Genomic DNA, 24,130 nt, shown 5'->3' with positions numbered 1-24,130 from the left:
AGCAGGCGACGGATCAAGCCAGTCGCGTGCCGTTCGGCACGGGGCGCTCAACCGCCGTGATCACGACGCCTTCGTCGGTATGGAAACCGGTCAACAGGAACTGCGAGCGGAACGGACCGATTTGTTTCTCGGCAAAGTTGATCACGCCTACGATCTGTCGACCCAGCAAATCCTCGGCAGCGTAAAGCTGGGCGATCTGCGCGCTGGTTTTCTTTTCACCATAGGCACCGAAATCGACCCACACCTTCCAAGCCGGCTTGCGCGCTTCCGGGAACGGTTCCACGCGGACAACCGTGCCGACGACCAGCAGCACTTTTTCGAAATCGGCCCAACTGATTTCCGCCAGGGCGGGCGTATTTGCTTCACTCATCCTTCCAGCCTCGTCTTGAACCAGTCCTTGCCTTGCTCCCACCAGTAAGTCGACTGTGCGCCGAGATAGCCGAATGGCCGATAAGTGCGCGCCAGTCCGTAGTCGGAAAACTGCTTCCAGCGGTCATCACCCTCTGCGATGGCGGAAGCCAACAGGTCGCCAGCAGCGCAGGTGGGTGCCAGGCCATGACCTCCAAACGCCTGCGCCCACCACAGGCCATCCTCGGTCGCGCCTATCTGTGGCATCTGGTGGCGGGCGTAGCTCATCAGTCCCGACCAGGCGTAATCGACCCGGGTTCCCTTCAGCTGTGGAAATACCCGCAGCAGGTCACGCATGAGTAGTTTTTGCACCGCCCCCGGCGAGCGATCGCGGACGGAAATACGCCCTCCCCACAGCAAGCGCGTGTCGGGCAATGGCCGGTAGTAGTCGAAGGCGAAGCGCGTGTCGTAAATGGCGGACTGCGTGTGCAGGCATTCGGCCAGGCGATCACCCAGTGGCTCGGTTACCATCACGTACGTGGCGATCGGCAGGATGGCCCGGTCGACCTGCCGTCGCAGTCCAGCCAGGTAACCGCCACAGGCGAGTACGACCTGGTCCGCGTGGACCGCGCCCTGGGCCGTTTCGATCCGCCAGCGATTGCCATCGCGGCACAATTTCCACACATCCGTATTCTCGTGAATGCGCACGCCCTGCGCCGCGGCAGCGCCGGCCAGCCCGATCGCGAAGTTGAGCGGATGCAAATGCAGCGCGTTGCGCTCGTAGAGTCCGTCGAAATAGCGCTGCGTCCGGATGCGTTCGCGCAACTCGTCCTGAGCCAGCCAATCCCACTCCACGCCGTAGTGCCTGGCCAGCAACTCCTGGCGTACACGCAACACGGCAGGGTCTCTGAACCAGTTGGCCCAGATCACCCCCTGGTCGACGGCATCGCAGGGAATGGCATAGCGGGCCACCTGCTGACGAATGCGCTCCACTGCATTCGTGGTGAGCTTGAACAGCGCTTGTGCCCTCGCCTCGCCACGTTGGTCGAACAACGATTGTTCGCCGAGCGAGTAACCACCGAAGACGAAGCCGCCATTGCGACCGGACGCGCCGAAGCCAATCTGCTCGCGCTCCAGCAGGACAACGTCGCGCACACCACGCTCGGCCAGGCCAAGCGCTGTATGCAGGCCCGCATAGCCGCCACCGATGATGGCCACTCGTGCATCGGCCTGCCCTTGCAGTGGCGCAAAGGGCTCATAACGCGTTGCGGTGGCGCGATAGTAAGAAGGTGCCGGTGACGGGGTCATGCGTCGTGCGCGTTCCTGCCTCGGTGAAGACGGGCAAGCATAACGCAGGCGAGTGAGCCGGCCACGACGTCACGCCTGGCATGGTCGCGCCGGGGCCAGGCCCTTGTCCGTCCCTGTCGCTGTGTCGGAGTCGAGCCTCTGGCGCGCAGGTCGGGCACCGCGTTCATGCAGATTGCGTTCGTCAAAGCGGCGATTGGACGCGCCTGACGCTTGCACAAGCGTCCACCGCCTCGCCTACGGCAAGTTGACTGGCTCGTGATTGAGGCCAAGAAGATAGCCAGTCGCGCCACCGACCTCCGAGGGGCGGTGGCGGTTACCGAGCATGAGCCTCAGAGTTCGGCAATGAACTCGCGTACCACGGGGGCAAGCTTGGGATCCTGCATGGCCATATGCATAGTGGCGCGCACCAGGCCAGCCTTGTTGCCGCAGTCGAAGCGGGTGCCTTCGAAGCGATAGGCCAAGACCTTGCCCTGCTCCTTGAGCAAGGCCTCGATGGCATCGGTCAGCTGGATTTCGCCACCCGCACCCGGCGTGGTCTGCTCCAGCAGCTCGAAGATGCGACCGGGCAGGACGTAGCGGCCCACGACCGCCAGATTCGACGGCGCGTCGGCCGGCTTCGGCTTTTCCACCATGTGCCGAATCCGCGCACTACGCTCGTCGACAGGCGTGGCATCGACGATGCCGTACTTGTCGGTATCGCTTGGCGGAACTTCTTCCACGGCAATCACGCCAGCGTCCTGCTTTTCTGCCAGCTCGGCCATCTGACGCAAGGCGCCCTTGCCCTGGTTCCAGATAAGGTCGTCGGGAAGCACCACGCCAAACGGCTCGTCACCGACCACCGGCTTGGCACAAAGCACGGCGTGGCCGAGGCCAAGCGCCTCAGGCTGGGTGACGAAGATCGCACGGACATGCCTGGGCAAGGTGCCCTGCACCAGCGCCAACAGCTCGTCCTTGCGCTTCTCCTGCAGCTTCGCCTCGAGCTCATAAGCCTTGTCGAAATAGTCGGCAATAGCGTGCTTGTAGCGATTCGTCACGAAGATCAGCGTGTCGGCGCCGGCGTCCACCGCTTCGTCTACCGCGTACTGGATAAGCGGTCGGTCCAACACCGGCAACATTTCCTTGGCCACCACCTTGGTAGCGGGCAGGAAACGCGTGCCGAGGCCGGCAACGGGGAAAACCACCTTGCGCAAAGGCTTGCTCACTTACTTCTCTCCTGATTCATTGCGACGCAGCGACACCACATTGCCCGTTTGCACCGAATCGCTCCAGCGGAACGTCGGCAACAAGGTGGATACGCAGTGGCGCAACGTGTCCTCGTCATAGGCCGTCACGGCCTCGGCCGCCTTGGCCATCTGTACATTCAACAGGTCCCAACTCACCGGGCGATACTGCGCGAGGAAGATCTTCGCGTGCGTCGTCTCGCTGTAGTTCTCCAGGGGATGGAACAGTTCCTCGAACAGCTTCTCGCCGGCGCGAAGACCGGTATAGATGATGGGTATCTCGGTACCGGGCTTGCGTCCCGCAAGACGAATCATCTGTTCGGCCAGGTCGCGGATCTTGATCGGCTCGCCCATGTCCAGCGCGAAAATCTCGCCGCCCTTGCCCAGGCTGGCCGCCTGCAGGATGAGCTGGCAAGCCTCGGGAATGGTCATGAAGTAACGCGAGATCTCCGGATGGGTGATCGTCACCGGGCCGCCATTGCGGATCTGCTGACGGAACAACGGCACCACCGAGCCCGCCGAATCCAGCACATTGCCGAATCGCACCGTGATGAAATGCGTGCTCGAGTGCTCGTTGAGATTCTGGCACCAGATCTCCGCCATGCGCTTGCAGGCACCCATCACGCTGGTCGGGTTGACGGCCTTGTCGGTGGAGATCAGGACGAAGCATTCAACCTGATGACGATCGGACAGGTCGGCGACGTTGCGCGTGGCCAGCACGTTGTTGCGGAATGCGGCGCGCACCTGCCCCTGCAACATCGGCACATGCTTGTAGGCCGCGGCATGGAACACCACCTGCGGCTTGTATTCGACAAAGAGCTTGCGCATCGCGGCGGCGTCGCCGCAGTCCGCCAGAATGCTTTCGTAGATCAGCTCCGGATATTCGGCGCGCAACTCCTGCGAGATCTTGTAGAGATTGAACTCGCTGTTGTCGACCACGCACAGCGACTGCGCCCCCAGCCGCGCGATCTGGCGGCACAGTTCCGAACCAATCGAGCCACCGCCGCCGGTCACCAGCACGCGGCGATCGGTGAGCGTGACGCGAATGGCCGTCCAATCCAGCTCGACCGTGTCGCGGCCGAGCAGATCCTCGATGGCGACTTCCTTGATCTCGTTGAAATGCGCGCGCCCCGAGACGACATCCTCGAGCTTGGGAATGGTGCGATAAGGAAGGCCACTCTGATCGCAAAGCTCGACCACGCGGCGCATTTCCTGGGTGGACGCGCCTGGCATGGCGATCAGCAGCATCTGGGCGGCCACTTCGCGCACCAGTTCGGGCAGCTGATCGATGCGCCCAAGCACCGGGCGACCGTTGATGCTCGCGCCACGCAGGCTTTCCTTGTCGTCGACAAAGCCCACGACGGTGTAGCCGTTGTCGCGCTGCACGTCGCGCGACAACGCCTCGCCCGCGCGGTCGGCACCGACAATCAGCACGCGCTGCAGAGGCTTCGCCTGCAACAGCTCGCCCCGGCTGTCCTTCCAGTAGCGATAGGCCAGTCGCGGCGCGCCGAGCAGGACGGCCAGAACCATCGGGTAAAGCAGCAGCACCGAGCGCGGCACGTCGGCCAGGCGGTTATACAGGATCAGGGCCGCCGCAATGGCCAAGGCGCCAAGAATCGCCGCGCGCAGGATGTTCCACAGGTCCGGCAGGCTGGCGAAGCGCCAGACGCCTTTGTACAGGCCGGTCCAGCTCAGCACCGCGCCCTGCACCAGCAATACCAGCGGGAACTCAAGCAAATGAAAGCTGATCGCCGAATCGTCGATCAAGGCATATCGAAGCGCCTTGGCTACCCACCAGGCCAGCGCCGCCATGAACAGGTCATGCAGCACCACGGCGGTGCGCGGATGAATGACCCCGATTAGCTTGTTAAGCGACATGCCCGCCCTTGTGCAAAACGCGCTTTAAACACTGACGTTTCATGAGTATCCATACAGTGATCGCTACCAGGTACGCACCCACGCAAATCAGCGCCGCCCCCTCAGGCCAGGACCATGCCAGCGCCGCCAACGGGGCCGCAACCAACACGTTCCACGCCAGATAGCACGCGCCCCCGGACGCGTGCGTGAATCCACTGCGAACCAGCCATTGATAAAGGTGTTCGCGATGCGCAGTGTACCAACGACGGCCACTTACCATACGGCCCAAGAGAGTAAGGCTGGCATCTACTACAAAAGATGAACTGAGGATCGCGGCCGGCCATAACAGGCTGGTATCCACCCGCCAGAGCAGCCCGGTAAGGGCAAACAGCAGGAACCCCATGGTGCCGCTGCCCACGTCCCCCATGAAAATCCGCGCCCGCGGCCGGTTGTAGCGCCAGAAGCCCAGCGCTGCCGCCGCCAGGCATGCGGCAGCCACCGCCAGGGCCGTTTGGGATACTGCCCATGCCAGCAGGGCCAGGCCGCTGCCGACAAAGATCACCTGTTGGGCCAGCAGGCCGTCGATGCCATCCATGAAATTGTGCAGGTTGATGCTCCAGGCTCCTGCGAGCATCAGCAGCGGCAGCCACCACCACGACAAGCCGGTGGCGGCCAAGGCCACCCCGAACAGCGCCGACGACAGCAGCTGGATGCCCAGGCGCGGCAAGACCGGCAAGGAACGGTGATCGTCCCACCAACCCACGGCGGCGACCATGATCGTGGAAACCGCCAGCGCCAGGGCGACGAGCGCCGGCCATGCCTCGGGCAGCAGGTAAAAGCTGGCCGGCATCGTCAGCAACGCGGCGACCACGATGCCGATGCCGCCGCCACGAGGCGTAGGAATCGAATGCGAGCGACGCTGCCCGGGCAGGTCCATCAAGCCCTGCCGATGGGCATAGGCAATCGCGCCGCGCACCACCAGCAAGGCGATCGACAACGAAGCCAGCACCATCCCTATCGCCAGCGAGGAAGACGTCATGCCGACCTCATTCGTTGGCGACGCCGTGGATCGGACGAATCGTGCTCCAGCTCTTGCAGCTCGGGCACTGCCAGTGATGGGCCTTGGCGCCAAAACCGCAGCGGCTGCAGCGGTACATGGCCTGGCCCTCGAGCAACTTCTTGGTGAGATCGCGCAGGATCAGGAAGTTCTCGCGCGCCTCACCCTCGATCTTGTCCATGGTCGCGTCGATCAAGGCCATCAGACCGCGCACGGAGGGGCGCTGGCGCAACTGCGAGGTAAGGAACTCGATGGCCGTCCGTTCGCCATCGCGCTGCTGGTACAAGCGGGTGAGCGCGAGCACCGGCGAGATGCCGTGATAGCGCTCGAGGATTTCCCGCAGAAAATGTTCGGCGTGCTCCATTTGCTGGGAGCGCGCATAGCTGTTGAGCAAGGGCGGCAGAATTTCGGGCACGAAGGCGATATCGGCCTCGACTGCCTGCTCATAAACCTTGGCCGCCTCCGCATGCTGCCCTTCCTCGGCATACAGCCGACCGGTGAGCATGAAGGCACGCACGCAATCGGCCTGGCAGGTGAAGGCCTGCCGCAGGTACTCGCGGGCTTCCTGGCGGGCGCCATGCTGCCGCGACTGCTCGGCCAGCTCGCAGTAGAACTGCGCGATCATGCCGGCCTCGTCTTCGCCGGTCATCGCCTCCAGCCGGCGCGCATGCTCGATGGCCTTGTGCCAGTCGCGCTCGTGCTGGTAGATCGCGATCAGATGGCGCAGTGCCGACGGCGCATGCGCGTCCATCGCGACCAGGTCCGAGAACAAGGTCTCGGCGCGATCAAGCAAGCCCGCGCGCATATAGTCCTCGCCAAGCTCGAGCAAGGCGACGGTCTTCATGGCGTCGGATAGGCCGGGACGCGATACCAGATGCTGATGCAGGCGAATCGCGCGATCCACCTCGCCACGACGGCGAAACAGATTGCCCAGCGCCAGGTGCGTTTCCACCGTGTCGCGGTTGTATTCGGCCAGCTTGAGGAAAACCTCGATCGCTTTGTCCTGCTCTTCATTGAGCAGGTAGTTCAGGCCGCGGAAGTAATCCGAAGAGAGCTCGCTGACCTGGGCGCCGGAACGCCTGACGCCGGCCCGGCGGGCCGTCCACCAGCCACTGGCGAACGCCGCAGGTACCAGCAGGAGGAGGACATACAGAAGAGCGCTCATGCACCAGCCGACGAGGTTTTGGCCTTGTCGGCGCCAGACGATGCCCGGCGCCGCAGGCGGCGATGCTTGCTGCTGACCCCGAGCCAGGCGGTAAGCCCACCAAGCAGCCAGCCGATCACCAGGGCCAGCAGCAGGGCCGCTCCCTTGGGCAGCTCGACACGGGTGAAGCCCAGGTCATAGCCAATGAGATCAGCGTTGAGTGCGCCCAGCACGATGCCGGCGGCAATGAACAGCAGGAGGATCAACGTCACGATCAGTCGCATGCGGCGACTTTACCCGATTGCCCATGACCGTCACAGGCGTGCACTTAGGTCTTCTTCAGGAACCCTGCGGGCCGTCATCGTTTTCAGCAGCAACCTTACGACCCCGCAAAAAAAGAAGGCAGGAACGGCTCAACGCCGCCTGCCTTCATCTACCTGTCGTGAGCCCCGCCAGGCGGGAGATCAATCCAGGTCCATATTGACTCGCTCGCGCAATTCCTTGCCCGGCTTGAAATGCGGTACATGCTTGCCCGGCAGGGCCACGGCATCACCGGTCTTGGGGTTGCGGCCCATGCGCGGCGGACGGTAGTGCAGCGCGAAGCTGCCGAAACCGCGCACCTCGATGCGCTCGCCACTCGAAAGGGCGTGGCTCATCTGTTCGATCACGCTTTTGACCGCCAACTCCACGTCGGCGAACGCAAGGTGGGTCTGACGCCGCGCCAGCGCCTCGATCAGTTCGGATTTGGTCATGGGTCCCCAATGTCCGTGACGTGAACCAAACGGGGCGGCCGAACGCCGCCCCGCCGTACTTACGCTTGCTACAAGCTTAGTCAGCCTTGTTGAGCTGTTCCTTGAGCAGCGCACCGAGCTTGGTCGTACCGCTGGAGGCGTTCGAGGAGTACTCCGCCATGGCGTCGTGCAGCTCCTCTTCGTCCTTGGCGCGGATCGACAGCTGCAGCTGGCGGCCCTTGCGGTCCATGCCGGTGAACTTGGCTTCGACCTTGTCGCCCACCTTCAGATGCTGCGTGGCATCGTCGATGCGCTCCTTGGCGATGTCGTTGGCGCGCAGGTAACCCTCGACGCCCTCGCCCAGGTCGATCACCGCACCCTTGGCGTCGACTTCCTTCACGGTGCCATTGACGATGGTGCCGCGCGGATTGGTCGCCATGAACTGACCGAACGGATCCTGCTCCATCTGCTTGATGCCGAGGGAGATGCGCTCGCGCTCCGGATCAACGGCCAACACCACGGCCTCGATCTCGTCGCCCTTCTTGAAGTTGCGCACGAGGTCTTCGCCGGAAACCTGCCAGGAGATGTCGGACAGGTGGACCAGGCCGTCGATGCCGCCGTCCAGGCCGATGAAGATGCCGAAGTCGGTGATCGACTTGATCTGACCGGACACCTTGTCGCCCTTCTTGTGCATCGCTGCGAAGGCTTCCCACGGGTTCGAGCGGGTCTGCTTGATACCCAGCGAGATGCGGCGACGCTCTTCATCCACGTCCAGCACCATGACCTCGGTCTCGTCACCGACCTGCACCACCTTGGCCGGGTTGACGTTCTTGTTGGTCCAATCCATTTCGGACACGTGCACGAGGCCTTCGACGCCCGGCTCGATCTCGACGAAGCAACCGTAATCGGTGACGTTGGAGACCTTGCCGAACAGGCGGCTGCCGACCGGGTAGCGGCGGGCGATGGCGACCCACGGATCGTCGCCCAGCTGCTTCAGGCCCAGCGACACGCGGTTGCGCTCGCGGTCGTACTTCAGCACGCGGACGTCCAGCTCGTCGCCGACGTTGACGACTTCGGACGGATGACGCACGCGCTTCCACGCCATGTCGGTGATGTGCAGCAGGCCGTCGATGCCACCCAGGTCCACGAACGCGCCGTAGTCGGTGAGGTTCTTGACGGTGCCCTTGACCACCGCGCCTTCGGTCAGGCGCTCAAGCAGCTTCTCGCGCTCCTCGGAGAACTCGGTCTCGACGACGGCACGGCGGCTGACGACCACGTTGTTGCGCTTGCGGTCGAGCTTGATGATCTTGAACTCGAGGTCCTTGCCTTCCAGGTAAACCGGATCGCGGACCGGACGGACGTCGACCAGCGAGCCCGGCAGGAATGCGCGGACGTCCTTGATGTCGACGGTGAAACCACCCTTGACCTTGCCGGAGATCTTGCCGGTGATGGTCTCTTCCTTGTCGAAGGCCTGCTCGAGGTCGTCCCATACCATGGAACGCTTGGCCTTCTCACGGGAGAGCTTGGTCTCGCCGAAACCGTCTTCCAGTGCGTCGAGGGCAACCTTCACCTCGTCGCCCACCTGCACTTCCAGCTCTCCGCTCTCGTCCTTGAACTGCTCGATCGGGACGATGCCTTCGCTCTTCAGGCCAGCGTTGATCACGACGACGTCGTTGCGGATTTCCACAACGATGCCCGTGACGATCGCGCCCGGCTTCAGCTTGGAGATAGCCTGTTGGCTCTGTTCAAACAGTTCGGCAAAACTTTCAGTCATGTTGATTCCAGAAATGAGAAAAGGCCTTAAGTCCTGTGCGCGCCGTCGGAAGAAAAGCGCACGGACAATCGGCCCACCGGTTATGGGTGTCCTTCGGATGGTTCCGTCGGCACCGTTGACCAAAACCCCAACCGCGGTAGGGGCACGAACAGCCGTCGGCAGCCCTCAGGACTGCGCGACAGCCAATACTTTCGCGACGACAATGTCGATGCCCATGCCGGTGGTATCGATGAAAACCGCATCTGCGGCCGGCTTGAGCGGCGCGACGGTTCGCGATGCATCGCGGGCGTCACGCGCTTCGATCTCGCGCTGAAGGGTGGCAAGTGTAACGCTCAGCCCCTTTTCCTTCAACTGCTTATAGCGTCTTTTCGCACGTTCGGCCGCACTTGCGGTCAGGAACACCTTGAACGGGGCGTCGGGGAAGATCACCGTGCCCATGTCCCGGCCATCGGCGACCAGGCCGGGGGCCTTGCGAAAACCCAGCTGCATCTCGACAAGTGCCTGACGCACCGAAGGAATTGAGGCAATCGCCGAGGCCGCCGCGCCCGCCGTCTCGGTCCGTAATTCATCGGTGGCGTCATGGCCGTTGACCAGCACCCGGGTGTCGCTGCCATCGGTGGCCGCCTGGAAGCGGATCTTGGTGGTCTGGGCGCAGCGGGTCACCGCCTCGGCGTCGGACAGGTCCAACCCCTCCATGCCTGCCGCATAGCCCACCGCCCGATACAGCGCCCCCGAGTCCAGCAGCCGCCAACCCAGCTTTTCCGCCACCAGCCGGCTGATGGTCCCCTTGCCCGATCCCGACGGCCCGTCGATGGTGAGGATGGGAACGGACGACGATGGGCTCATGGGGACTCCTGACGGTGGCGGACGAAAACGCCTATGCTATCGCGTTGGTCTCGCATGGAACGCGTGATACCCAGTCGCTTCTCTTAGTCCGCCAGGCCCATGCAAGCTTTAACCATGAATGATCTCAGTCGCGAATTCGAACAGGCCGCCGAAGATATCCAGCGGTACGGCCAGCGACCTGACAACGACACGCTGCTCAAGCTGTACGCGCTCTACAAGCAGGGCTCGGAAGGCGATGTGCATAGCAATCAACCCGGTTTCTTCGATTTCGTCGGCACCGCCAAGTACGAGGCCTGGGCCCAACTGCGCGGTACGCCGCGGGATGAGGCGCAGCGGCGCTATATCGAGCTGGTGCGGGAGCTGCTGGACTGAGGCGGATGATCTAGGGGCGAGGGATGAGTAGCGAGGGCGCCCAAGCCTGCCACCAGAGGTAACCCTTAAGCTGGACGACAGCTCTCTGTCGGCGACCCCATGCTTACCCCAGGCGGCGGAGTTTGCGCCCTCGCTACTCGTCCCTCGCCCCGCCCTTGCTTTCAAACGCCCAGACCGGGCACATTCATACGACCGTTTGAACTCACCGGCCCGTATGAATTATCCCCATTTGTTCGCCCCGCTCGACCTTGGGCACACCACCCTGCCCAACCGCATCCTGATGGGCTCGATGCATACGGGCCTGGAAGACAAGTCCGCCGACTACGACAAGTTGGCGGCCTACTTCGCCGAGCGCGCGCGTGGCGGCGTGGGGCTGATGGTGACTGGCGGTATCGCGCCCAGCATCCAGGGCTGGCTGAAGCCGTTCGGCGGCCGCCTGTCGATGCCCTGGCATGTGGCGCGGCACCGCAAGCTCACCCGCGCCGTGCAAGCCGAAGGCGGCAAGTTGTGCATGCAGATCCTGCATGCGGGCCGTTATGGCTATCACCCGCTGTCGGTGGCGCCATCGAAGATCAAGTCGCCGATCACGCCCTTCACGCCCAGCGCGCTTTCCAGCAGCGGGGTCGAGCGCACCATCAAGGATTTCGTGCGTTGCGCGAAGCTCGCCCAGGAGGCCGGTTACGACGGCATCGAGGTGATGGGTTCGGAAGGCTATTTGATCAACCAGTTCCTGGTGGCGCGGACCAATCAACGCAGCGACCACTGGGGCGGTGATGCATCGCGACGCATGCGCTTCCCGGTGGAAATCGTGCGTCGCACGCGCGAAGCCGTCGGCCGCGATTTCATCATCATCTACCGCCTGTCGATGCTGGACCTGGTGGAAAACGGCCAGGACTGGAGCGAGATCGTGACGCTGGCCAAGGCCATCGAGGCAGCCGGCGCCAGCATCATCAACACCGGCATCGGCTGGCATGAAGCGCGCGTGCCCACCATCGTCACCAGCGTGCCGCGCGCGGGCTTTGCCTGGGTCACCCGGAAGCTCAAGGGCGAGGTAGCGATCCCGCTGATCACCACCAATCGCATCAACATGCCTGACGTGGCGGAGCAGATTCTCGCCAGCGGCGAGGCCGACATGGTATCGATGGCGCGCCCGCTGCTGGCCGATCCGGCCTGGGCACACAAGGCGAAGACGGGACGCAGCGACCGCATCAACACCTGCATCGCCTGCAACCAGGCCTGCCTGGACCACGTGTTCCAGAACCGACGTGCCAGCTGCCTGGTCAATCCTCGCGCCTGCCACGAAACCGAACTGGCGATCACGCCGGCCACCACGCGCAAACGCTTCGCCGTGATCGGCGCCGGCCCGGCCGGACTCGCCTGCGCCAGCACGCTGGCCGAGCGCGGCCATCAGGTCACCCTGATCGATCAGGCCAACGAGATCGGCGGCCAGTTCAATGTCGCCAAGCGCATTCCCGGCAAGGAGGAGTTCCACGAGACGCTGCGCTATTTCCGCCACCGGCTCGAGGATGCCGGCGTCGACGTGCAGCTCGGCCAGCCTGCCGATGCCGACACGCTGGCTGCCGCCGGTTATGACGAAGTGGTGGTGGCCACCGGCATCACGCCGCGTCGCGTCAGCTTCCCGGGCAGCGACGGCCAGCGCGTGCTGAGCTACCTGGACGTACTTGCCCGTGGCAAACCCGTAGGGCCGCGCGTCGCCATCATCGGCGCGGGCGGCATTGGTTTCGATGTGGCGGAATTCCTGGTCGAGCACCCGCCCTCGCCCGCCCTGGATGTCGCTCGCTGGACCCGCGAATGGGGCGTCGACATGCGCCTCGATACCCGTGGCGGACTGGCTCCACCCCAGCCTGAGGCCCCGGCCCGACAGGTATGGCTGCTGCAGCGGACCGAGGGTCGCCCCGGCGCACGCCTCAACAAGACCACCGGCTGGGTCCATCGCGCCACGCTCAAGGCCAAGCGCGTGAGCATGCTCGGTGGCGTGAGCTATGACCGCTTCGATGAGCAGGGCCTGCATATCACGGTCGATGGCAAGCCGCAGCTGCTGCCTGCGGACAACGTGGTGATCTGTGCCGGCCAGGAGCCGAACCGCGCCCTGGCTGACGCCCTGACCGCGGCCGGCATCAAGACGCACCTCATCGGCGGCGCCGACGTGGCGGCCGAACTCGACGCCAAGCGGGCCATCGACCAGGGCACCCGCCTGGCAACCGCCCTCTAGAAACGACGACGCCCGGCCAAGGCCGGGCGTGTCTGGAAAAGAAAGCGCCCCGCTAAGCGACGCGCCGATATGGGTCAGGGGGGAGGAAGACCAGATATCGGGGGGATGGCGTCGCCGCGGGGCGAGGGTCGGCGCCACCTGGGGGGAGGGGACGGTGGCGCGACGGAGGCAATAATACGAACGACAGGTTATAGAAACAAATATATATTTAGGCCGTCACTTATTCGGTTTCCATATATATGTTCGATTTCCGTCAGCTTCGCTACTTCGTGACCGTGGCCGAGGAGCTCAGCTTTACCCGGGCGGCCCAGCGCCTGCACATCTCGCAGCCACCACTTTCGCAGCAAATCCAGGCACTTGAGGCAGATCTGGGGGTGCGGCTACTGGAGCGCACCAAGCGGCACGTGGCGCTGACCGAGCCGGGAAAGCTGTTCCTGGACCAGGCCCGCCAGATCCTCGACAAGGCCGAAGAGGCCCGCATCCAGATGGCCGATGCCGCCACCGGGTTCAGCGGCAAGTTGCGCCTGGCCTACACCGTGTCCGTCACCTTCCATCCCGCCCTGCCCCAGACCCTGTTGCGCTACCGCCGTTTCGCGCCCCAGGTGCGGCTGATCCTCAGCGAGATGTACACGGAGGCACAGTATGCCGCCCTGTTATCCGGCGACCTCGACGTGGGCTTCGTGCGCGACATGCCGGGGCACGAAAGCATCGCCAAGGACATACGCCTGGACGTGATCGACCACGAACCCTTGTTGCTCGCCCTGCCCTCCGGACACCCGATGGCGCAGAAGGAAAGCATCTGGCTGCGCGAAGTGGCCATGGAGGCCTTTGTGGTGCAGCCGCGTGAACTCGCCGCCACGCTGTATGACCGCCTTACCCAGATTGCCGCCAAGGCCAACTTCCACCCGTTGATCCGCCAGCATGCGCAGCAGATCAATGGCCTGCTGGTCCTGGTGGCGGCCGGGATGGGGCTGGCGCTGGTACCGGCTTCGATGAAATCGGTGAGCCTGGCCGGGGTCAGCTACCTGCGCCTGGAGGATCCGGATGCCTATATGCTGCTGGCCCTGGCCAGCCGGGCGGACAATCCCTCGCCCGTGGTCAGGCGCTTCCTGAGCGCCATGACTGAACCGCAATAGCCTGAGACTTGTAACAAGCGAAACAGCCAGTTACAATTCCGTTCTTGTATTTTTTCTTTCTATAGTTTCAGGAGCTGGCCGTGAAGGTGCTTTCCTCTTTGAAGTCCGCCAAGTCGCGGCACCGTGACTGCAAGGTTGTGCGCCGTCGCGGCAAAGTGTTCGTGATCTGCAAGAGCAATCCGCGTTTCAAGGCTCGTCAGCGCTGATCCTTCAGCAGCGATGAGTGACGAAAAGGCCGCGCAAGCGGCCTTTTTTATTGTCCATCGTGGACGGCGCGGCCGTCACGGCGATCGCAGATAGGCCACAAAGCCGCGCGCCAATTCGGCCTTGAGCTCCTTGTGGGAAAGCGGCAACACCGCATGCCATAACGATGCAGGTTCCAGGGTATGGACCTCCATCGAACTCACCGCGGAAAGCACAGCAAATTGCAGTGAGCGCCGAGGAGAACCGTGCTTTATTTCGCTGCTGAAAGCCATCAGAACGTCGACGACCAGGTTGACGTTTTCCGCGACATGCGATCGCGCTTCGCGACCGAATTCGCTATCGGCCTCGCCATCCATGAATCGCGACAATGCCCGGAACAAAGTTGGAAAGCGCCGATATTGGTCGTGCAACAGCGCCATTAAGCGCTCTGCAGTCGCCTCCAAGGTATCGCGCAACAAGGCCTTCTTCAGGCGGCTCCGATTCGCTTTGTTGCTGATCCGCAGCATGTGCATAAAGGCCGCTTTCAACAGCGCGTCCTTGTCTACGAAACGACGGTAGATGCTGGCCGGAGCCACTTCGGCCATCGCCGCGATTTTCGGAACGACCGCTCCATCCAGCCCCTCTTCGTCGAGCACCTTGATCGTGGCTCTGAGCAGCCGTTCCAAGGTTTCTCGACTGCGTTGCTGCTTGGGTTCACGCGTGGACAGGACTTTGGACATCGTCGCCTCTGGACAGGTCGATCATTATTATGTGAAAGTAAATTTACATTTACGACCAAGGAAAGGCCATGTCATTACCGATGACCGCCGGATTGGCCCAAGCGATCTGCGCCCTCGCCATCGTGCTCGTCCTGCCATTCATCGACTTGCCAAGGACGCGGCAACTCAAGCGGCACAGTAGCAGCCAGGCGCGAATGAGCCTGTACCGCCATGGCATCGCGAAAACCTGGATCGCCCTAGCTACCGTCGTCGCATGCTCGGGATACCAACGGTTGTTTGTCATTCCCAGATATCCCGGCGACCTGCCCTGGCTCGATGGCCGGCCTTGGCTATACGCATTCGCCACCGCATTGATGGCCGTCTATTTTTCGCTCGCTTTGTGGCCTGGTCTGCATTGCATGCTCAATCGCCGAATGCGGCCGCGATACGCGAAAGCCATAAGATCATTGCGCTTCATCTCGCCCGTGTCGCGCAAGGAGCGTCGTTGGTGGATCGTGGTGAGCGTAACCGCCGGCGTGACCGAAGAGTTGCTCTTCCGGGGCTTCCTCCTTGAATACCTGCGCGGCCACCTGGATGGCGGACCGCATCTGAGTCTGACGCTGGCATGGCTCCTGAGTTCTGTAGCTTTTGGCATCGGCCACGCCTACCAGGGATGGGTCGGCATAATGCGGACCGCCTCCGCGGGCTTGGCCTTTGGCCTGCTTGCCATTCTGACCGGAAACCTTGTGTTGCCGATCCTGCTGCACTGCCTCATCGACTTGCAGGTACTCGCGATATATCACCCCGAGATTGACGCGCCAGAAGAGGCCGCCGCGCTGACGGCGGGCTGCAATTGCGAGTAGTTCGCCAGCGGAATTGATCGGATGAACGCCTGTTCAAAACCTCGGTAATGAGCGCAGAAGTTGCCAAAACGACACCTTCCCCTAAATCGTCATCCCAGCGAACGCTGGGATCCAGTGACTTCATGGAGGCACGAAGGCGCTGGATTCCAGCGTTCGCTGGAATGACGACAACGAACTTGTTCCCTGCAACGAAATCTTGAACAGGCGCTTGGACAAGCCAAAAAAACGAAGCCCCGCTTCCAGGGAAAGCGGGGCTCGGATGATCAGGTCAGTGCGTTCTATCTTACTGGTAACGCACGCCGGTGATCTCGTAACGCTTCACACCGTTCGGCGCCTTGAACTCGAAGCTGTCGCCCGAGCTCTTGCCAATCAACGCACGCGCGATCGGCGACGACACGGCGATCAGGCGCTGCTTGATGTCGGCTTCGAGGTCGCCCACGATCTGGTAGGTTACGGCTTCGCCGCTGTCCTCGTCTTCCAGGTCGACGGTTGCCCCGAACACCACGCGGCTGCCTGCGGTGAGGCGGCTGACGTCGATCACTTCCGCGGTGGACAGTGCCGCTTCCAGCTCGGCGATGCGGCCTTCGGTAAAGCTCTGCTGTTCACGCGCCGCGTGGTACTCGGCGTTCTCCTTCAGGTCGCCGTGAGCACGCGCCTCGGCAATGGCCGCGATGATGCGCGGCCGATCGGTGAACTTCAGTTTTTCCAGCTCGCTACGCAGACGCTCTGATCCCGTCTTGGTGATGGGAGCTCGACTCATGCCTTCAATTCCTCATGCAGTTCCTGCAGGCTGTTGACCTGGTCGTCGCCGTGGTAATCCAGCGAATGCACCAGCGCGCGCGCGCCTGCCACCGTGGTGGAGTACGTGACGCGCCGCTGCAGGGCCTCACGCCGGATCGAGAACGAGTCGGCGATCGCCTGCTTGCCCTCGGTCGTGTTGACGATATAGACAATTTCGCCGTTCTTGATCAGGTCGACGATATGCGGGCGGCCTTCGATCACCTTGTTGATGCGCTCGCAGGCGACGCCGTGCTTGTCGAGATAGGCGGCCGTGCCTTCGGTGGCGACCAGGCTGAAACCGCGCTCCAGCACTTCGCGCGCAACCGGCAGCAGGCGATCCTTGTCGGCATCGCGCACCGACACGAAGACCTTGCCCTTCGGCGGCGTCTTGATGCCGGCCGCGTCGTGACCGCGTGCGAACGCGGCGCCGAAGCTGCGACCCACGCCCATCACCTCACCGGTGGAACGCATCTCGGGGCCGAGGATGGGATCAACGTTCTGGAACTTCAGGAACGGGAAGATCGCTTCCTTGACCGAGTAGTAACCCGGGATGACCTCACGCGTCGTGCCCTGCGCCAGCAGCGACTTGCCGGCCATGGCGCGCGCCGCGATCTTGGCCAGCGGCACGCCGGTGGCCTTGGACACGAACGGCACCGTGCGCGAGGCGCGCGGGTTCACTTCCAGGATGAACACGGTGTCGCCCTGGATCGCGAACTGCGTATTCATCAGGCCGATGACCTTCAGCTCCTTGGCCATCGCGGCGACCTGGCGGCGCATCTCGTCCTGCACCTCGGCCGACAGCGAATACGGCGGCAGCGAGCAGGAGGAGTCGCCGGAATGCACACCGGCCTCTTCGATATGCTCCATGATGCCGCCGATCAGCACGTTGCCTTCGGCGTCGGCAATGATGTCGACGTCGACCTCGACCGCATGGTCGAGGAAGCGATCGAGCAGCACCGGCGAATCGTTCGACACCTGCACCGCCTCGCGGATATAGCGCGAGAGGTCGGCGTCGTCATACACCACTTCCATGGCGCGGCCGCCCAGCACGTAGCTCGGACGCACCACCAGCGGATAGCCGATCTCGCGCGCCAGCGCCAGCGCCTCGTCCGCGGTGCGGGCGGTGCGGTTCGGCGGCTGGATCAGGCCCAGCTTGACGATCATCTGCTGGAAGCGCTCGCGGTCCTCGGCCAGGTCGATCGAATCCGGCGAGGTGCCGATCACCGGCGCACCGGCGGCCTCGAGCGCGCGCGCCAACTTCAACGGGGTCTGGCCGCCGTACTGCACGATCACGCCCTTGGGCTTCTCCAGGTCGACGATTTCCAGCACGTCTTCCAGGGTCAGCGGCTCGAAGTACAGGCGATCGGAGGTGTCATAGTCGGTCGAAACCGTCTCCGGGTTGCAGTTGACCATGATGGTCTCGAACCCGTCCTCACGCAGCGCCAGCGCGGCGTGCACGCAGCAGTAATCGAACTCGATGCCCTGGCCGATACGGTTCGGGCCACCGCCGAGCACGATGATCTTGTCGCGATTGGTCGGCGCGGCCTCGCACTCTTCCTCATAGGTCGAGTACATGTATGCCGTGGTCGTGGCGAACTCGGCGGCGCAGGAGTCGACGCGCTTGTACACCGGGCGCACGCCCAGCGTGTGGCGCAGGTGACGTACGGCGGCCTCGTCGGTACCGGTCAATTCGGCCACGCGGGCATCGGAGAAACCCATGCGCTTCAGTTCGCGCATGCGAGGTGCGTCGAGCGCGGTGAGACCCTGCGTCTTCACCTCGCCCTCGGTCAGCACGATGTCTTCGAAGGCAGCGAGGAACCAGGGGTCGACGCGGCTGAGGTTGTACACCTCTTCCAGCGACAGCCCGGCGCGGAACGCATCGGCGAGATGGAAGACACGATCCGGGCGCGGCTCGCGCAGCTCGCGCTTGAGCACGGCCAGGCCATCTTCCGTGGTCAGGTCCAGGCCGGTCGGGTTGAGGCCGGTCTTGCCGATCTCCAGGCCGCGCAGCGCTTTCTGCAGCGACTCGTGGAAGGTGCGACCCATCGCCATCACTTCGCCCACCGACTTCATCTGGGTGGTGAGGCGGGCATCGGCCGAGGGGAACTTCTCGAACGCGAAGCGCGGGATCTTGGTGACCACGTAGTCGATAGTCGGCTCGAACGAGGCCGGCGTGAGGCCGCCGGTGATGTCGTTCTTGAGCTCGTCCAGCGTGTAGCCCACGGCCAGCTTGGCGGCGATCTTGGCGATCGGGAAGCCGGTGGCCTTGGAGGCCAGCGCGGAGGAACGCGACACGCGCGGATTCATCTCGATGACCACCACGCGGCCGTTCTCGGCATTGATGCCGAACTGCACGTTGGAGCCACCGGTGTCCACGCCGATCTTGCGCAGCACCGCGATCGAGGCGTCGCGCAGGCGCTGGTATTCCTTGTCGGTGAGCGTCTGCGCCGGCGCGACCGTGATCGAGTCGCCGGTGTGCACGCCCATCGGATCGAGGTTCTCGATCGAGCACACGATGATGCAGTTGTCCGCCTTGTCGCGGACCACTTCCATCTCGAATTCCTTCCAGCCGAGCACGGATTCCTCGACCAGCACTTCGCCCACCGGCGAGAGTTCCAGACCGCGCTTGACGATCTCCTCGAACTCCTCGCGGTTGTAGGCAATGCCGCCGCCGGAACCGCCGAGCGTGAAGCTGGGACGGATGATGGTCGGATAGCCCACCTTCACCTGGGTTTCCAGCGCCTGCTCGAACGTGCGCACGACCTCGGCCTTCGGGCATTCCAGGCCGATCTCGGCCATGGCCACGCGGAACAGCTCGCGGTCCTCGGCCATACGGATGGCTTCGCGCGAAGCGCCGATCAGCTCGACGTTGTACTTCTCGAGCACGCCGTGGTCGGCCAGGTCGAGGGCACAGTTGAGGCCGGTCTGGCCGCCCATCGTCGGCAGCACCGCGTCCGGGCGCTCCTTGGCGATGATGCGCTCCACCGTCTGCCAGTTGATCGGCTCGATGTAGACGGCGTCCGCCGTCTCCGGGTCGGTCATGATGGTAGCGGGGTTGGAGTTCACCAGGATGACGCGGTAACCCTCTTCCTTCAGCGCCTTGCATGCCTGCGCGCCGGAGTAGTCGAACTCGCAGGCCTGACCGATGACGATCGGGCCGGCGCCGATGATGAGGATGCTCTTGATATCGGTACGCTTAGCCATCTCAGCGGGCCTCCTGCATCAGTGCGGCAAATCGGTCAAAGAGGTAGCCAATGTCGTGCGGGCCGGGGCTGGCTTCCGGGTGACCCTGGAAGCAGAACGCGGGACGGTCGGTGAGCGCGAAGCCCTGCAGCGAACCATCGAACAACGAGACGTGGGTCACCCGCACGTTCGCCGGCAGCGTGGCCGGATCGACCGCGAAGCCATGGTTCTGCGAGGTGATCAGCACGCGGCTGTCGTCGATATCCTTCACCGGATGGTTCGCGCCGTGATGGCCGAACTTCATCTTCAGCGTCTTGGCGCCCACGGCGAGGCCCATGATCTGGTGACCCAGGCAGATGCCGAACAGCGGGATCTTCGCGTCAAGGAACTCGCGCGTCGCCGCAACGGCGTAGTCGCAGGCCGCCGGATCGCCAGGGCCATTGGACAGGAACACGCCATCGGGCTTCATCGCCAGCACTTCGGCCGCGGCGGTCTGCGCAGGCACGACGGTGATGTCGCAGCCCTGCTCGGCCAGCAGGCGCAGGATGTTGTGCTTCACGCCAAAGTCGTAAGCCACCACCTTGTAGCGTTTGGACGGCTGATTGAACGCCTTGTTGTCGAGGTCGTAGGTGCCTTCGTTCCACGTATACGGCTCGCCGACGCTGACCACCTTGGCCAGGTCCATGCCGTTGAGGCCGGGGAAGGCACGCGCCTTGGCCAGGGCGGCGTCCACATCGACCTGCTCGCCGGCGACGATGCAGCCTGACAGCGCACCCTTGTCACGCAGGATGCGGGTGAGGCGACGGGTGTCGATGCCGGCGATGGCGACGATACCGTGGCGTTGCAGGTAATCGGGCAGGCTCTCGCTGCTGCGCCAGTTGCTGTGTCGGCGCGGCACATCGCGCACGATCAGGCCGGCGGCGTGCACCGTGTTCGACTCGGCATCCTCGACGTTGACGCCGGTGTTGCCGATATGGGGATAGGTAAGGGTGACAAGCTGTTTGGCGTACGAGGGATCGGTAAGGATCTCCTGGTAGCCGGTCATGGCGGTGTTGAAAACCACCTCACCAACGGTCTCACCAGTCGCGCCCACGGCGTAGCCGTGAAACACGCTGCCGTCTTCGAGGGCAAGCAGAGCGGGGATAGGCATGGGAATTCCGCCTTTTAGGTGCAGCAAAGTCCGCAAGCCGCACGTTGCAGGCTTGTGGACCTTGATCAAGGAAAGTCGTAGGGCGGGTTGAAATGATAGGTGTAAGAGCCGTTTCTGTCCACCAAAAACAGCTGAACGAAGCGCCGCGCACGGGTCCAATGCGGGCCAATCCGGAGGCTACACTAGCGCCGCCAAGTCACAGACCGATCTCGATGAATTCAGCCGTGCTGCTCGATCCCGCCCGCCTTGACCGACCGGACACGGATATTCGGCTGGAGCCGTTCCCGTTCCTGATCGCTCACGGCCAGTTGCCGGACGAGGCGCGCGGCGACCTGGAGCGCGATTTCCCGCGCTATGCCAGCGCCGGCTTCTTCCCTTACGACGCCGCCGATTGCGGGCCCTCGGTCAATGCCCTGGTGCAGCGCCTGAGCTCGGCTGATTTCGCCAGCGCGGTCGGCCAGCGCCTGGGCATCCCGAACCTCGGGCAGTTCCCGACCCTGATCACGCTGTGCCGGTCGCTCAACAAGCGGCACGGCACCATCCACACCGACAGCAAGTCGAAGGTGGCGACGGCCCTGCTCTACCTCAACCCGATGTGGCCCGACACCAGCGATGGCTGCCTGCGTTTTCTTGGCAGCATCGACAGCATCGACAGCGTGCTCGCGCCCGAACTGAAGCCACTGTACGGCGAGTTCGCCGTGTTCAAGCGCTGCGACAACTCCTTCCATGGCCATCTTCCCTACGAAGGCGAACGCCGCGTGATCCAGGTCGCCTGGCTCACCAGCGAAGCGGAGAAGCTGCGCAAGACCCGGCGCGGCAAGTTCGCCCGCGCCTTCAAGTGGATCTTCGGTTCGCTCGACCGCCAGCTCGGCGCCGACCGCGACCGCAACGCGTCGCATCGCGATTGAGGCAAGCCCGGTTCGCACGCCCGATCAGAGCCGACTGCCGAAGTACCAGGCCACATAGACGGCGAAAACCACGTAGAGCCCGCTGACCGGCAGCAACCAGCGGGCATCGACACGCCCCTTGCGGAACAACCACCACAGGTAGATCACGGCCACGCCGGTCAGCAGGCCAGAGACCATCAGCGGCGCGTCGAAGATCCAGGGGGTGGCGAAGATCGCCAGCGCGCTTGGCACGGTCGCCTGGATCATCATGGCACCGGAGATGTTCGCCAGGGCGAGCCGCTCCTTGCCCTGGCGTACCCAGATCAGCGCATTCATCGTCTCCGGCAACTCGGTGGCCACCGGGCTCAGCACCAGGGCTACCAGGTGCGGCGATAGCTGCAAGGCGACGCCAATGGTCTCGATCTGTTTGACGAAGGTGTGAGAAGCGAACGCGATCACCAGCAAGGCCAGCGTGGTCTGCAGCACGATCCACCACAAGCCCGGGTCGCCGTCCTTAGGGCGAAGCTTCAGCGGCTCGAGCTCTTCCTCTTCCGGCGCGGTGCTGTCGTCCTTCAGCTCACGCCACACGTACAGCCCGTAGGCGCAGAGAAACAACACGCCCAACCAGGGCTTGAAGGCAAAGGCCACCAGACCCAGGCCGCACTTGACCACGAAGATCGCCAGGAACCACGACTGGTCCCGCGCCAGGCGGGCATGCTCGACCCGAACAAAGGCATCGACGCGCTGCAACTTGCGGCGATTCATCCACAACGCCACGCCCACCACGGCATAGGCAATCGTGGCGAGCACGAGCGGCCCGCCCAAGGCGGCACCCACGCCAATGTCTTTCTGTTCCGGCGTCTTGCCGAAGATCACGGCAACAAAGGTGACGGCGCTCTCGGGCAAGGCCGTGCCGAATGCCGCCAGCACCGAGCCGGTGGCCGTAGCACCAAGGCTGAGCTTGCGGCCAAACCATTCCACGCCATTGACGAAGAATTCGCAGGCGAGATAGATCGCACTAGCCGAAAGCAGGAACAACAACGCGGTAAGCATGCGTATTTCCAGGGCCGGGCGAGCGAACAACCATTGGCTCGACGACGCGAGCTCGCCCGGCAGGGTAAGCGCGTCGCGGCCAAAGGTCTCGCCGGGCTACCGACACCTGATGGTGATCGGTGGGCCATCCACGCCATGAAGCCGGGGCTTCAAGTCTGTTGACGCGGATTCCTCTGGAATCGCAGGCCGACATCGCCTGCGAGTGGGGTGAGGATGGCTACTCCCCAATGACAATGCCTGGCATGGTACTGGCGACCATCCAGGCAGACAAGCAAGACGTGCGCCCCGCCCTTGCCGTCATCCCAGCAGCTCTCGACAGCCGAAGGGCTGGTCAAGCTGGGATGACGAGGGTGATGAAGGCAGGGGCACCGTGTGGTCGCCCTGTTAGCGCCCGGCGCGTTCGCTCAGCATCGCATCGAGATCATAAGACCCTGGCGTGCGCCCGCTGAGCCAGTGCGCCGCTTCCAATGCACCACGAGCGAAGATGGAGCGATCCGTGGCGCGATGCGCGAGTTCCACGCGTTCGCCCTGCCCCATCAGCAAGGCAAGGTGCTCGCCGACGATATCGCCACCACGTACGACCGCAAAACCAATTGTGCCGTGTTCGCGCGGACCCGTGCGACCTTCGCGCGCATAGACGGCACTTTCAGCGAGTGAAGTCGCACGGGCAGCAGCGGCCGCTTCACCCAATGCAAGCGCCGTACCCGAGGGAGCATCTTCCTTGCGATTGTGATGCGCCTCGATGATGTCCAGATCCCAATTAGGCAGTGCTGCCGCAGCCTCACGCAGCAAGCGTGTCAGCACGGCGACGCCGAGACTGAAATTGGCGGCCCTCAGCAGCGCGATGCGTTGCGCCGACGACGCCAGCCGTTGGCTGAAGCTTGCATCGACACCGGTCGTACCGGTCACCAAGGCCACCTCATGCGACTCGCAATAGGTCAAGGCTTCGGCCAGTCCCGCCGGACCGCTGAAGTCGACTACTACATCGAGCGTGTTGGCGCCCGGCCAACCATGCGTGAAGCACAAGCTGTCGTCACCGACAAAAACCGGCTGCCCCAGACGCGATGAAGCTGGCGAGGTCATGGCAGCGACCAGGTTGAAGCGTGCATCGTCCCTGACCAGGCCGAGCAAGGCCTGCCCCATGCGGCCAGTGGCGCCATTGATGGCGAGTCGAACGGGACGGCTCATGCGTGGACTCCTTCCGGGCGTAGCAGCAAAGACGGCAGACGCGATGCTAACGGCAGCCAGCAGCGGCGTACACGGGCAAGTCCGCATGGGGGGCGCCT

The 24,130-nt window shown here is 63.6% G+C and carries 22 protein-coding genes and 1 riboswitch; of the genes, 6 read left to right on the top strand and 16 right to left on the bottom strand.

The features are described from left to right. Positions 1–13: 13 nt before the first annotated feature. The 10 genes from OUZ49_RS15220 to cmk all read right to left on the bottom strand — a co-directional run bounded on the left by OUZ49_RS15220 (position 14) and on the right by cmk (position 10,285). Positions 14–370: a tRNA-binding protein gene (locus tag OUZ49_RS15220; RefSeq protein WP_343214930.1), complete on the bottom strand. Its 357-nt coding sequence runs from the start codon at positions 368–370 to the stop codon at positions 14–16. Next, positions 367–1,656 carry an NAD(P)/FAD-dependent oxidoreductase gene (locus tag OUZ49_RS15215; RefSeq protein ID WP_266151350.1) on the bottom strand — a complete coding sequence of 430 codons (1,290 nt, stop codon included), beginning with the start codon at positions 1,654–1,656 and terminating at the stop codon, positions 367–369. Before OUZ49_RS15215 ends, OUZ49_RS15220 begins: the two co-directional genes overlap by 4 nt. A gap of 329 nt (positions 1,657–1,985) precedes the next feature. Then, on the bottom strand, positions 1,986–2,858 hold the full coding sequence (gene galU / locus OUZ49_RS15210; protein WP_266151349.1) for a UTP--glucose-1-phosphate uridylyltransferase GalU: 873 nt from the start codon (positions 2,856–2,858) through the stop codon (positions 1,986–1,988). Next, positions 2,859–4,754: a polysaccharide biosynthesis protein gene (locus OUZ49_RS15205; RefSeq protein ID WP_266151348.1), complete on the bottom strand. Its 1,896-nt coding sequence runs from the start codon at positions 4,752–4,754 to the stop codon at positions 2,859–2,861. Beyond that, positions 4,744–5,772 carry an MraY family glycosyltransferase gene (locus OUZ49_RS15200; RefSeq protein ID WP_266151347.1) on the bottom strand — a complete coding sequence of 343 codons (1,029 nt, stop codon included), beginning with the start codon at positions 5,770–5,772 and terminating at the stop codon, positions 4,744–4,746. The genes OUZ49_RS15205 and OUZ49_RS15200 overlap by 11 nt, the downstream gene beginning before the upstream one ends. 7 nt (positions 5,773–5,779) lie before the next feature. Then, positions 5,780–6,955: a lipopolysaccharide assembly protein LapB gene (gene lapB / locus OUZ49_RS15195; protein WP_266151346.1), complete on the bottom strand. Its 1,176-nt coding sequence runs from the start codon at positions 6,953–6,955 to the stop codon at positions 5,780–5,782. Further along, a complete protein-coding gene (locus OUZ49_RS15190; protein WP_266151345.1) occupies positions 6,952–7,218 on the bottom strand; it encodes a LapA family protein in 267 nt (88 codons plus the stop codon). The genes lapB and OUZ49_RS15190 overlap by 4 nt, the downstream gene beginning before the upstream one ends. A 180-nt stretch (positions 7,219–7,398) precedes the next feature. Next, positions 7,399–7,686 (bottom strand): integration host factor subunit beta, encoded by a 288-nt coding sequence (locus OUZ49_RS15185; RefSeq protein ID WP_266151344.1) that lies wholly within the window; start codon positions 7,684–7,686, stop codon positions 7,399–7,401. A gap of 76 nt (positions 7,687–7,762) precedes the next feature. Then, complete coding sequence (gene rpsA, locus OUZ49_RS15180; RefSeq protein ID WP_266151343.1) at positions 7,763–9,439, bottom strand: 30S ribosomal protein S1; 1,677 nt, start codon at positions 9,437–9,439, stop codon at positions 7,763–7,765. Between the two features lie 165 nt (positions 9,440–9,604). Next, entirely contained in the window at positions 9,605–10,285 is a 681-nt protein-coding gene (gene cmk / locus OUZ49_RS15175) for a (d)CMP kinase (protein WP_266151342.1), read from the bottom strand. Between the two features lie 114 nt (positions 10,286–10,399). Between cmk and OUZ49_RS15170 the strand changes: the two genes are divergently transcribed. The 4 genes from OUZ49_RS15170 to ykgO all read left to right on the top strand — a co-directional run bounded on the left by OUZ49_RS15170 (position 10,400) and on the right by ykgO (position 14,232). Continuing rightward, complete coding sequence (locus tag OUZ49_RS15170) at positions 10,400–10,657, top strand: acyl-CoA-binding protein (RefSeq protein ID WP_266151340.1); 258 nt, start codon at positions 10,400–10,402, stop codon at positions 10,655–10,657. Positions 10,658–10,871: 214 nt separating this feature from the next. After that, complete coding sequence (locus tag OUZ49_RS15165; protein WP_266151339.1) at positions 10,872–12,890, top strand: NADPH-dependent 2,4-dienoyl-CoA reductase; 2,019 nt, start codon at positions 10,872–10,874, stop codon at positions 12,888–12,890. Positions 12,891–13,129: 239 nt separating this feature from the next. Then, positions 13,130–14,026 (top strand): LysR family transcriptional regulator, encoded by an 897-nt coding sequence (locus OUZ49_RS15160; RefSeq protein WP_266151338.1) that lies wholly within the window; start codon positions 13,130–13,132, stop codon positions 14,024–14,026. Between the two features lie 80 nt (positions 14,027–14,106). Continuing rightward, entirely contained in the window at positions 14,107–14,232 is a 126-nt protein-coding gene (gene ykgO, locus OUZ49_RS15155) for a type B 50S ribosomal protein L36 (RefSeq protein ID WP_029213509.1), read from the top strand. A gap of 75 nt (positions 14,233–14,307) precedes the next feature. On the opposite strand, the gene OUZ49_RS15150 is transcribed toward ykgO, so the two are convergent. Further along, complete coding sequence (locus OUZ49_RS15150; RefSeq protein ID WP_266151331.1) at positions 14,308–14,949, bottom strand: TetR/AcrR family transcriptional regulator; 642 nt, start codon at positions 14,947–14,949, stop codon at positions 14,308–14,310. Positions 14,950–15,017: 68 nt separating this feature from the next. Here OUZ49_RS15150 and OUZ49_RS15145 point away from each other — a divergent pair, with 68 nt between their 5' ends. Further along, positions 15,018–15,791: a CPBP family intramembrane glutamic endopeptidase gene (locus tag OUZ49_RS15145; RefSeq protein WP_266151330.1), complete on the top strand. Its 774-nt coding sequence runs from the start codon at positions 15,018–15,020 to the stop codon at positions 15,789–15,791. Between the two features lie 283 nt (positions 15,792–16,074). On the opposite strand, the gene greA is transcribed toward OUZ49_RS15145, so the two are convergent. The 3 genes from greA to carA are packed head-to-tail and all read right to left on the bottom strand — an operon-like array spanning position 16,075 to position 20,904. Beyond that, a complete protein-coding gene (greA, locus tag OUZ49_RS15140) occupies positions 16,075–16,551 on the bottom strand; it encodes a transcription elongation factor GreA (RefSeq protein WP_266151329.1) in 477 nt (158 codons plus the stop codon). Then, positions 16,548–19,775, bottom strand: coding sequence for a carbamoyl-phosphate synthase large subunit (gene carB / locus OUZ49_RS15135; protein WP_266151328.1), 3,228 nt, complete (start codon positions 19,773–19,775; stop codon positions 16,548–16,550). The genes greA and carB overlap by 4 nt, the downstream gene beginning before the upstream one ends. Before the next feature lies 1 nt (position 19,776). Beyond that, a complete protein-coding gene (gene carA / locus OUZ49_RS15130; protein ID WP_266151327.1) occupies positions 19,777–20,904 on the bottom strand; it encodes a glutamine-hydrolyzing carbamoyl-phosphate synthase small subunit in 1,128 nt (375 codons plus the stop codon). A gap of 212 nt (positions 20,905–21,116) precedes the next feature. Between carA and OUZ49_RS15125 the strand changes: the two genes are divergently transcribed. Next, positions 21,117–21,812 carry a 2OG-Fe(II) oxygenase gene (locus tag OUZ49_RS15125; protein ID WP_266151326.1) on the top strand — a complete coding sequence of 232 codons (696 nt, stop codon included), beginning with the start codon at positions 21,117–21,119 and terminating at the stop codon, positions 21,810–21,812. Between the two features lie 24 nt (positions 21,813–21,836). Here OUZ49_RS15125 and OUZ49_RS15120 read toward each other — a convergent pair whose 3' ends face one another. Both OUZ49_RS15120 and dapB read right to left on the bottom strand, forming a co-directional pair. Then, positions 21,837–22,844: a sodium:calcium antiporter gene (locus OUZ49_RS15120; protein ID WP_266151325.1), complete on the bottom strand. Its 1,008-nt coding sequence runs from the start codon at positions 22,842–22,844 to the stop codon at positions 21,837–21,839. Between the two features lie 48 nt (positions 22,845–22,892). Next, positions 22,893–23,085: riboswitch (yybP-ykoY riboswitch) on the bottom strand. Between the two features lie 143 nt (positions 23,086–23,228). Beyond that, positions 23,229–24,032 carry a 4-hydroxy-tetrahydrodipicolinate reductase gene (gene dapB, locus OUZ49_RS15115; RefSeq protein WP_266151324.1) on the bottom strand — a complete coding sequence of 268 codons (804 nt, stop codon included), beginning with the start codon at positions 24,030–24,032 and terminating at the stop codon, positions 23,229–23,231. Between the last annotated feature and the right edge of the window lie 98 nt (positions 24,033–24,130).

The organism is Dyella halodurans, assembly GCF_026283925.1.
GTDB lineage: Bacteria > Pseudomonadota > Gammaproteobacteria > Xanthomonadales > Rhodanobacteraceae > Dyella > Dyella halodurans.
The sequence above is the reverse complement of the archived record's forward strand: the minus strand, read 5'-3'. Positions and strand labels throughout refer to the sequence as shown.